The organism is uncultured Acetobacterium sp., from assembly GCF_927416815.1.
Taxonomy (GTDB): Bacteria; Bacillota; Clostridia; order Eubacteriales; family Eubacteriaceae; genus Acetobacterium.
Window position 1 is genome coordinate 1 of record NZ_CAKMJU010000045.1, and the last position, 9,447, is coordinate 9,447.

The 9,447-nt window shown below is 44.9% G+C and carries 11 protein-coding genes; 10 read left to right on the forward strand and 1 reads right to left on the reverse strand.

What is annotated here, in order from left to right; translation table 11 throughout:
- Positions 1-191 precede the first annotated feature (191 nt).
- Positions 192-659 (forward strand): 6,7-dimethyl-8-ribityllumazine synthase, encoded by a 468-nt coding sequence (gene ribE / locus QZ998_RS08020; protein ID WP_296559540.1) that lies wholly within the window; start codon positions 192-194, stop codon positions 657-659.
- Positions 660-716: 57 nt separating this feature from the next.
- Here the strand turns inward: ribE and QZ998_RS08025 are convergent, their stop codons facing one another.
- On the reverse strand, positions 717-1,346 hold the full coding sequence (locus tag QZ998_RS08025) for a DUF975 family protein (RefSeq protein ID WP_296559541.1): 630 nt from the start codon (positions 1,344-1,346) through the stop codon (positions 717-719).
- A gap of 198 nt (positions 1,347-1,544) precedes the next feature.
- On the opposite strand from QZ998_RS08025, the gene QZ998_RS08030 reads away from it, so the two are divergent.
- From QZ998_RS08030 to QZ998_RS08070, 9 genes are all read left to right on the forward strand, one after another.
- Positions 1,545-1,790, forward strand: a complete 246-nt coding sequence (locus QZ998_RS08030) for a DUF1653 domain-containing protein (protein ID WP_296559542.1) — start codon at positions 1,545-1,547, stop codon at positions 1,788-1,790.
- Positions 1,780-3,045, forward strand: a complete 1,266-nt coding sequence (locus QZ998_RS08035; RefSeq protein ID WP_296559543.1) for a Sapep family Mn(2+)-dependent dipeptidase — start codon at positions 1,780-1,782, stop codon at positions 3,043-3,045. The genes QZ998_RS08030 and QZ998_RS08035 overlap by 11 nt, the downstream gene beginning before the upstream one ends.
- A 57-nt stretch (positions 3,046-3,102) precedes the next feature.
- Complete coding sequence (locus QZ998_RS08040) at positions 3,103-4,368, forward strand: Sapep family Mn(2+)-dependent dipeptidase (RefSeq protein ID WP_296559544.1); 1,266 nt, start codon at positions 3,103-3,105, stop codon at positions 4,366-4,368.
- A gap of 306 nt (positions 4,369-4,674) precedes the next feature.
- Complete coding sequence (locus QZ998_RS08045; protein ID WP_366512414.1) at positions 4,675-5,610, forward strand: glycosyltransferase family 2 protein; 936 nt, start codon at positions 4,675-4,677, stop codon at positions 5,608-5,610.
- Positions 5,611-6,546, forward strand: coding sequence for a hypothetical protein (locus QZ998_RS08050; protein WP_296559548.1), 936 nt, complete (start codon positions 5,611-5,613; stop codon positions 6,544-6,546). It abuts the gene before it with no gap.
- A gap of 47 nt (positions 6,547-6,593) precedes the next feature.
- The gene (locus tag QZ998_RS08055) at positions 6,594-7,097 is read left to right on the forward strand and encodes a hypothetical protein (protein ID WP_296559550.1); all 504 of its coding nucleotides are present in this window, start codon (positions 6,594-6,596) and stop codon (positions 7,095-7,097) included.
- A gap of 104 nt (positions 7,098-7,201) precedes the next feature.
- Positions 7,202-8,182: a biotin--[acetyl-CoA-carboxylase] ligase gene (locus QZ998_RS08060; RefSeq protein ID WP_296559552.1), complete on the forward strand. Its 981-nt coding sequence runs from the start codon at positions 7,202-7,204 to the stop codon at positions 8,180-8,182.
- A 10-nt stretch (positions 8,183-8,192) separates the two neighbouring features.
- A complete protein-coding gene (locus QZ998_RS08065) occupies positions 8,193-8,759 on the forward strand; it encodes a biotin transporter BioY (protein ID WP_296559554.1) in 567 nt (188 codons plus the stop codon).
- 191 nt (positions 8,760-8,950) lie between these two features.
- On the forward strand, positions 8,951-9,447 hold a 497-nt coding region (locus tag QZ998_RS08070), incomplete at its 3' end, for a lipoate--protein ligase family protein (RefSeq protein ID WP_296559555.1).

Below are 9,447 nucleotides of genomic sequence, written 5' to 3' on the forward strand. Positions count from 1 at the left end.
GCTCCTTTCGCATTGGTCGCGGGCAGTCGCCAACTACAAGCAAGCTTGTGATTGGCTCGTTGCCTGCGCGCAGAATCGGACAGGCTTGGGCCGTGTCCGCTCTGATGCAAACAACATGATGTAACAATTGTCGGTACTAGGTTATCGTTTTGAAAGTTAGATAACAAAAATTATTATAGAGGAGAAGCGAAATGAATGTATATGAAGGTAAGCTAGTATCAAAAGGAATAAAAGTGGGGATTGTGGTGGCACGGTTTAATGAGTTTATTGGGTCTAAGCTGCTAGGCGGAGCGATTGATGGCTTGAAGCGTCATGATGTCAAGGAAGCGGACATTGATGTGGCCTGGGTACCGGGGGCCTTTGAGATTCCGTTGATTGCTGCTAAAATGACCAAGCTTAGAAAATATGATGCTATTATCTGTTTAGGTGCGGTTATCCGCGGTTCGACCACCCATTATGATTATGTCTGCAGCGAGGTTTCAAAGGGCGTCGCTCATGTCTCACTCAATTCCGAAATTCCGGTGATCTTCGGGGTACTGACCACCGAAAACATTGAACAGGCGATTGAACGGGCTGGTACAAAAGCTGGCAATAAGGGTTATGATTGTGCACTGACAGCCATTGAAATGGTCAATTTAATTAATGAAATAACGAACTAAAAAAAGCAATTAAAAAATAGGGGGTAGGATTTTCCTGCCCCCTATTTTAGATAAGTTTTAAACCAGCTCATCCAGGCTGATCACGCCGTTTTGGAGCGCCAGTTCTTTTAGATCCTCATACTGTCCAGCCATGCTGGTAAAGAAATAAGGGTGAAGATAGAAGATGCCAAGAATACCAAAGGTAAATCCGTTTAGTAAAAACCATCCTAAAAAGCTGAGCGACATCACAAAAATATCGCCTTTATGGCCCTGGGTCATCCGCATCGAGATCTTAACCGCCTCGGTGGCCGGCACATTGGGATATTCAGCCAGAATATAGGGTGTAAAGCTATAGGCGATGGACTTGATAATACCAGGTATTACAAAGAGTAAAGACCAGAGAAAAACAAATAATTCCATCCAGAGCATCCCACCCAGCTTTCGTCCAAAATCCGAAAAACCGGTTTTAAACATGTCTTCAATAGTCGGGGCGGGGAGTTCACCGCGGTAAATCCATAGCGAGAAAAATTGCAGGCCAACCATCATCGGTGCCCAGACAATCAGACCGCCCAGTCCGCCTAAAAAAGATGTAACGCCTGAAGCCGCACCAATCACAACAAATGCCAATAAGGTTGCGCCAACACAGACCCAATAATTCTCAGAAAAGTTCTGCTTGGCAATCGCTTTAATTTCTTGTCTCGTTTTCATAAAAATCTCCTTTATGTTAAATTATATAATGAACAACAGAAAAGTTTCTATTGGAATGTTAAGACCACGGAGTTGATTGATATGGGGATATAGTAGGGATTGATATACTAAAGAAAAGTTTGCCAAATTCTTAAGAATCTTTGTATATAATATCACGACTTACAAGAAGAAGAAAGCGAAAGTTGAGTGATCAGTTTTGTGAAACAAAATATTATAAAACCCGGCCGCTATCGGCATTATAAGGGAAATGAATATGAGGTTATCGGGGTTGGCAGCCACAGTGAAACCCTGGAAGCCATGGTGGTTTATCGGCCCTTGTATGGTGAGGGCGGGTTGTGGGTTCGGCCAGCTGCAATGTGGGACGAAATCATTGAAAAAGATGGCATCACCATAAAACGTTTTGAATACATAGGAGAGGCATCATTAAAAAAAGATGAACTATAAACTAAGAGAAGAAGAGCTATTAGGCGACCTGAAGGGGCTTTTGCAAATCGATTCGACCAATGCCGATGCCGGGCCTGTGATGCCCGGGGCACCGCTGGGTATTGGCATTAACGCGGCCATCAACTATGTTTTAAATCTGGGTGAAAGTTTTGGTTTTAAAACTAAAAATTGTGACGGCTATTGTGGTTACATCGAAATGGGACAGGGCCAAGAAATGATTGGGATCCTGACCCATGTGGACACGGTGCCGGTGGGGGACGGCTGGTCGGTCAATCCCTTTGATCTGACCATTGATGGGGACAAGGCTTATGGCCGGGGAACCATTGACAACAAGGGTCCCACCCTGGTGGCGCTTTATGCGATGAAGGCGTTAGCAGATAGCGGCGTCATTTTAAATAAACGGGTTCGTCTAATTATTGGTGGTGACGAAGAAGGGGAAGAATGGCATTGTATGAATCGCTACAAGGCCACCGAAGAAGCGCCGACCTATGCCTTTTCGCCGGATTCCGGCTACCCCGCTATTTTTGCGGAAAAGGGGATTCTGAATGTCTGTATCAAAAAGAACCTGGAGCCCGCGATTCACAGCCTCGGCTTTTTTAGCGGCAATCAGATTAACACCGTTCCGGATTACGCCAAGGCCATTGTCAGTGATGCCGTTTATGAAAGCACCGGTAAGCCAGCCCATGCATCGCAGCCCCATGAGGGGATTAATGCGATGTTTTTACTAGCCAGTGAGCTAAGAATGCTGGGGCTCGAACACCCATTTCTAGATCTCATTGATATCGCGACCTCCGCGGGACTAAATATCGATTTTGAAGATGAGATTTCCGGGAAACTGACCATCAATCCATCGATTGCCAATGTCAATCCGGAAAAGGCGGTGCTAAAGTGTGACATCCGTTATCCAGTAACGATGAAAGCAGCGGAGATCCGCGATCACATTGAAAGAGCCGTTACCCCTCTGGGTTTTACCGTTAACATTAATTATGACCTGCCACCGCTACATATCGATAAAGAAAGTTATCTCATCGATGCCCTGCAAAAAATTTATGAGGACTATACCGGCGATACCACCGGCCCCAAGGTCATCGGCGGGGGAACCTATGCCCGCGCCTTTGATAATGCCGTGGCCTTTGGGGGACGATTTCCCGAGGAACCTAACACCTGTCATCAAACCGATGAATACTGGAGTATTACAAGCATGAAGAAGAATTTTGATATTATCAGCAAAGCGCTGGAAAGTCTGGTACAATAAGGTTAGGGTTGCCACTAGTTGGCGCTTGAATAATGGATATCAAAAAGGGAGACGAATATGACCATTCATTTTGATAAACAAGCAGTATTAGAGGCCTTACGCGGCCTGTTGCAAATAAAGTCGGTGAACGCCAACGCTGGCGAAATCACTCCGGAAGCACCCTTGGGAATCGGGATCAATGCGGCCATCAATTACGTTCTGGATTTGGCTAGCAGTTTCGGCTTGACAACCAAAAACTGTGATGGTTATTGCGGTTACGTAGAAATTGGAGAAGGCCAGGAAATGGTGGCGGCCATCACCCATGTGGATACAGTGGAAGTGGGCGACGACTGGACCGTGCCGCCCTTTGATTTAACCATTGACGGCGACAGGATTTATGGCCGGGGGGTACTGGACGACAAAGGCCTCACGATCATCTCACTGTATGCCTTAAAAGCCCTAAAAGATGCCAAGGTTCCGATTAATAAACGGATACGGCTGATTATCGGTGGCGATGAAGAAGGTGGGAGCTGGGCCTGTATGAAACGCTACAAAGAAACCGAAGAGATACCCGTCTACGCCTTCTCGCCAGATTCCGGTTTCCCGGTTATCTTTGCGGAGAAGGGTATTATGAATGTTATTTTTGAAAAAGAACTGGATGCGGGTCTACCCCTGCTAAACCTAAGCAGTGGTAAACAGATCAATTCGGTTCCAGATTATGGCCGGGCTGTATTTGGTGGACAGACCTATGAAGCCAAGGGCAAATCGGCTCATGCTTCTGATCCACAAAAGGGCGATAATGCGCTAATAAAACTAGCCGGCGAATTACGGGCGGAGGGCATCCAGCATCCGATGCTGGAGCTTCTTGATCGGGCGACGCCTGAAGGTTTCGGGATTAACCTCTCCGATACGGTATCTGGGGATCTGACCCTCAATCCGGCCATTGCTTATGTCGATGAGAATAAAGCCGTGCTCCGATGTGATATCCGCTACCCGGTGACCATCAACAGCAGTGATATCAGCGAAGCGATCCAGAAAGCCACTGAAGATCTGGGATTTTCCCTGAAAATGGACCATGAAACCCTGCCCCTGCATGTCGATCAGGAGAGTTTTCTGGTTACGTCACTGCAAAAAGTATATGCCGACTACACCGGCGATAGCAGCGGTCCGATTGTTTCTGGAGGTGGAACCTATGCCCGCGCCTTTGATAACGCTGTGGCCTTTGGCGGTGTTCTTCCTGGCGAGGAAAACACTGGTCATCAGACGGATGAATTCTGGAGTATCGATAGCATGGCGAAAAATTTCGACATGATTGTCAAGGCTCTGGAAGTATTGGCTCAGTAAATTAGGAATACAGACCACAAAATCGATGATTGACCATTATTTCTTATAGGGTCGATCATCGATTTTTTTAGTTGGAATCCAAACAGCGCTAAGGAATATCGCCAAAACAATTATTAAGGCTGGGGAAGAAAACCGAGAAATCGCGGTTTTTTTGATTCGCGAGGATTATTCGTGGTATAAAAAGAAATAGCAGTTAAAATCCTGTCTTGAAACCCAAAGGAAGATCAAAGACAGGATTTTATTTTTTTACAAAGACATTTTTATGTTTTTGAGGACGGATTAAAATAATGTTTAAGGTGAAGAATGATGGAGAAACAAACAATAAGTATGGTGATTCCTTGTTATTGTGAAGAAGAGGTCATTCCCCTTTTTTATGATACACTGGTGAATGAGGTTATTTCTCAGATGCCAATGGTAGATTTTGAGATTCTGTTTATTGATGATGGTTCTAAAGATAAAACCCTAACGATTATAAAAAATCTTAGTGAAAAGGATCGCCGCGTAAAGTATCTATCTTTTTCCCGGAATTTTGGCAAAGAAGCCGCCATTTATGCCGGCTTAAACTATGCCTCAGGGGATTATATCGGGATTATGGATGTTGATTTGCAGGATCCGCCGGCCTTAATCATACCCATGTATGATACCCTGATAAACCAGGATTTTGATTGTGTGGCGGCCTGCCGGGCAAGCCGCGCCAAAGAATCCCGCATCCGTTCTTTTTTTGCAAAACGCTTTTACAAACTGATTAACCGGATGACCGGTATGGACATTGTCGAAGGGGCGCGAGATTTTAGACTGATGAAGCGTTTTGTGGTTGACGCTGTTTTGGCGGTCGGCGAATATAATCGCTTTTCAAAGGGCATTTTTGAATGGGTTGGTTTCAACACAAAATGGCTACCCTATCAGGATGCTAAACGAGTTGCCGGAAAAACCAAGTGGTCATTCTGGGAATTATGCCTTTATTCAATGGAAGGGATCATCGGTTTTTCAACCGCGCCGTTGGCCTTTGCCTCAGCTACCGGCCTGCTTTTTTGTATGTTATCCTTTGTGGCCATTGTGGTGATCATTGTTCGGGAAATACTATGGCATGGTTCCGCCTATGGCTGGGCCTCACTGGTATGTTTAATTTTTCTGATCAGTGGGATTCAGTTATTCAGCATCGGGATTTTGGGTCAATACCTGGCCAAAACCTATCTGGAAACAAAAAAACGACCCATCTTCATTGTCAAGGAACACAATTAAATGCAGACATATAAAAATTCGCTTCTGGACTATGGAATCCTAGCCTTAACCGCCTTTCTTTTTTTGTTGGTATTTTCTTATGGAACCAGCCCCTTCTTTATCGATAATTTTGGCATCTCAGATTCAGCGATATTTTTACTAATTGGCAAGGGCATAACCGCTGGTCACATTCCCTATGTCGATTTATTTGATCATAAGGGGCCAGTCATGTTTTTTATCCAAGCCTTGGGATGGTGGATATGGCCCAATCGTTTTGGTAACTTTTTGGTGCAATGGCTGTTTATGGGGGTCAACCTGGTGCTGATTTTTAAAATGGGGCGATTGTTTTTAGAAAAAAAATGCTGTTGGGTTCCGGTTGCTTTCTTTTTGTTAATTCTGGCCGCCACCTTTGAAGGGGGAAACTTAACCGAGGAATATAGTTTGCCGTTGCTATTTTTGCCGCTATACTTGGCTTTGAAATATTTTAAGTTAGAACCCCTGGGAAAGGCCAAGCATCCACCACTCTATGCGCTGGTATATGGGATCTGCTTTACGCTGATCGTCTTTATCCGCTTAAATAATAGCGTGTTTATTGGTGCGATCGTCTTAGTCGTGATGATCCAATTGCTGGCCAATCAGTCGTTTCGCAATTTTTTTGATAATGTCCTGACATTTCTTAGTGGTTCGTTTTTTGTCGGTTCGCTGGTAGCCATTTATTTTTTGGTCAATCATGCTTTGGGCGATATGATTTATGGGACTTTTCTGTTTAATCTCAAATATGCTGAGGGGATGTCAGGGATATCAACACCAGCGGAGTTTGTAAAATTTAGTTATGGCATTACTCCGGTGATTTTTTCTTTTAGTATGGGCGTTTATTATTTGCTCAAAAAAGCAGGTAAAGAAATCGGCTGGTTATTAATCAGCGGCTCGCTGATAACTTTTTTTCGCTGCTACTAGGTGGGGTTTTCTACCATTATTTTATCTTAACGACGCCATGCTTTGTTTTGGCCATTATCTTACTGATTGAGCTCTATCTAACAAAGGGGAAAACGCTGATTCAAGAAAATGATCGTGTGGTGCTAGTCGGAGTATTGGCGCTGCTGCTGATAACGGTGGGCAGCTACCTGAACTTTTCATATCAGACGGTTCGGGAAATTGCTGCTGAACAACCGAATAACAGCTATTATGAAAATGCCCTGACCATCAAGAATTTAATCCCGGCTGCCGAGTTAGACAGTGTTTTGGGTTATTCAGTGCCCGCCGGATGGTTTCTAAAGGCGGAGATCACACCCTGTTATAAATATTTTACGATGCAGGAATGGTGGGGGCGCTACGACCCACAGGTGCTGATTGATACCAATAAGCACCTAGAAAATGATCCCCCTAAATGGATTGTTTTAAACAATGATCCCCAACAAAACCAGACCCTCTATGCTGTTCTGGCGATGAAATATGAATTAATCGCAAAGGATACAGTCGTTTCTTTATACCAACTCAAAAATGAGTAAATAAAATCGGATAACCAGGATGAAAAAGCGATTGTCGACCACCAAAACAAAAATGGTTGACAATTGCTTTTTTTTTGGTTAGAATACCAACAAGAGGTGATGAAATGTCGACAAAACAAAAATTATTACAAACCTTGGAAGAAAATCGCGAAACCTATCTCTCCGGAGAAGTGCTGGCCAGCACCATGGCGGTCTCCCGGTCGGCCATCTGGAAGGCCATCAAAACACTAAAAGAAGCAGGCTATGAAATAGAGTCCACCACCAACAAAGGCTACCGGTTAAAAAGTGAATCGGATCTGATGTCGGCGGAAGGGATCCACCCCTGGCTGTCCCCAACCAATCAGGAGCTTGAACTGATTGTCTATCAAACCGTTGGCTCGACGAATCAGGAAGCCAAGAAATTGGCACTGGAAGGGGCAAAAACGGGAACGGTTATTATCGCTGAAGAGCAAACTCAGGGACGGGGCCGAATGGGTCGTTCCTTTTATTCACCGCCCAAAAGCGGGATTTATTTAAGTTTGGTGCTGCGTCCCGATGTGGCCGCCCGTGATGCGGTGCTGTTAACCACCGGCGCATCGGTGGGGGTTTGCCGGGCCATCAAAAAAGTGACGGGTATTGATACCCAGATCAAGTGGGTCAATGATATTTACCGGGGCGACCGGAAGATTGTCGGGATTCTCACTGAGGCGGTGACCAACTTTGAGAACGGACAGTTTGAGTTTGTGATCATCGGCATTGGGGTAAATTTCAAGCAGCCGCAAGCGACCTTGCCCAAAGAACTGGAAGACATTGTCGGGACGCTGTTTAATGAAAAACCAGATGCCCTGACCCGTAACCGGCTGGCGGCGGAAATTATCAACGCGGTGATGGATATCTGCACCAATCTGAGTAACCGCGATTTCCTGGCAGAATACAAGACGCAATCGATGGTTTTGGGAAAACAGATTAAAGTTTTTAGGAATAATGAATGGGAAGTGGCAACCGCCCTGGATATCAGTGACGAAGGTGGACTAGTCATAAAAAACCAATCAGGACAGTTAGAAACCCTGAATTCAGGGGAAATTAGTATTAGAAAATTAGAATAGGATGGATTAAATGATTGAAAAAAATACCCTTAATTTAAGAATGCTACTGCTTTGCGGACTATTTGCCGCCTTGATTGTGGTGGGGGCGATGATTAAAGTGCCGCTACCGGGAATACCGATAACCCTCCAGACGATGTTTGTACTCCTGGCCGGGTTGCTGCTGGGATCCCGAGGGGGGCTGATTGCGGTTTTGGTTTATATTTTTATGGGTCTGGCTGGCTTGCCGGTATTTACCGGTGGCGGTGGATTAATGTATCTTTTCAAACCCACCTTCGGCTATATTGTCGGTTTTGCCCTGGGGGCATTTGTCACCGGCTGGTTGGCTGAAAGAAACCCTGATAACTCAACAAAGCAGCTGATTCTCGCTGCAGTTGCCGGAAACGCGCTAATCTATGCGGTCGGATTACCCTGGTATTATCTAATCCTTAATTATTATCTCAATACGCCAGTGGGAGCGGCAACGGTAATGATCTCGGGATTTGTGATGACCCTACCAGGGGGGATCATTAAGATTGCCTTGAGCGTGCTGTTAGCCAAGCGGCTGATACCGGTGATGAACCCAAAAATCTACAATTAAAAAAGGTGCCTCAATCAGAAGTTCTAAAAACTCTGGTTCAGGCACCTTTTGCTATTAAGTCAGGGCTATTAGTATAGAAGACTTACTTGTTAATTAAGACAATTAAAGCAGATTAGAACAGGCGTTTTTAAGGTTTGAGGGGTGCTAAAAAATTACAGTAGACGATAAAGCGGTTCTCGGGTAAAATTAAAATGAGTTCAAAACGGACAAAAAAGGGTGACCTAGCGATTGATAAGAAAGGAACTGCGATGAAGGTTTTTGACAGCACCAATACCGATGTGTATTTTAACCTCGCCATGGAAGAATACTTATTTAAAAATAATCGAGATAGCGCGTATCTGTTGTTATGGAAAAATGATAACAGCATTGTCTTAGGAAAACACCAGAATATCTTTGAAGAAATCAATTTAAAAGCGGTCGAGCAAGCGGGGATTCCGGTGGCGAGAAGAAACACCGGGGGAGGCACGGTATTTCATGATGTCAACAATCTCAACTACTCATTTATTAGCAATCAAGGTGATGCCTTTGCCGATTATGACCAGTTTTTAGGCCCTGTTATTGCCGCCCTTAATAAAATGGGGATTCCAGCCACAAAGCGTCGGACCAGCGATATCGCCATTGGCGAACAAAAAATATCGGGCTCGGCTCAGACTGTAAAAAAGGGACGGGTGCTCCATCATGGCACCTT

What these genes read in the sequence shown, in the direction of transcription:
- QZ998_RS08050 (WP_296559548.1), top strand. Translation starts at nt 5,611, where the DNA reads ATGCAGACATATAAAAATTCGCTTCTGGACTATGGAATCCTAGCCTTA.
- QZ998_RS08025 (WP_296559541.1), bottom strand. Translation starts at nt 1,346, where the DNA reads ATGAAAACGAGACAAGAAATTAAAGCGATTGCCAAGCAGAACTTTTCT.
- QZ998_RS08045 (WP_366512414.1), top strand. Translation starts at nt 4,675, where the DNA reads ATGGAGAAACAAACAATAAGTATGGTGATTCCTTGTTATTGTGAAGAA.
- ribE (WP_296559540.1), top strand. Translation starts at nt 192, where the DNA reads ATGAATGTATATGAAGGTAAGCTAGTATCAAAAGGAATAAAAGTGGGG.
- QZ998_RS08040 (WP_296559544.1), top strand. Translation starts at nt 3,103, where the DNA reads ATGACCATTCATTTTGATAAACAAGCAGTATTAGAGGCCTTACGCGGC.
- QZ998_RS08035 (WP_296559543.1), top strand. Translation starts at nt 1,780, where the DNA reads ATGAACTATAAACTAAGAGAAGAAGAGCTATTAGGCGACCTGAAGGGG.
- QZ998_RS08065 (WP_296559554.1), top strand. Translation starts at nt 8,193, where the DNA reads ATGATTGAAAAAAATACCCTTAATTTAAGAATGCTACTGCTTTGCGGA.
- QZ998_RS08060 (WP_296559552.1), top strand. Translation starts at nt 7,202, where the DNA reads ATGTCGACAAAACAAAAATTATTACAAACCTTGGAAGAAAATCGCGAA.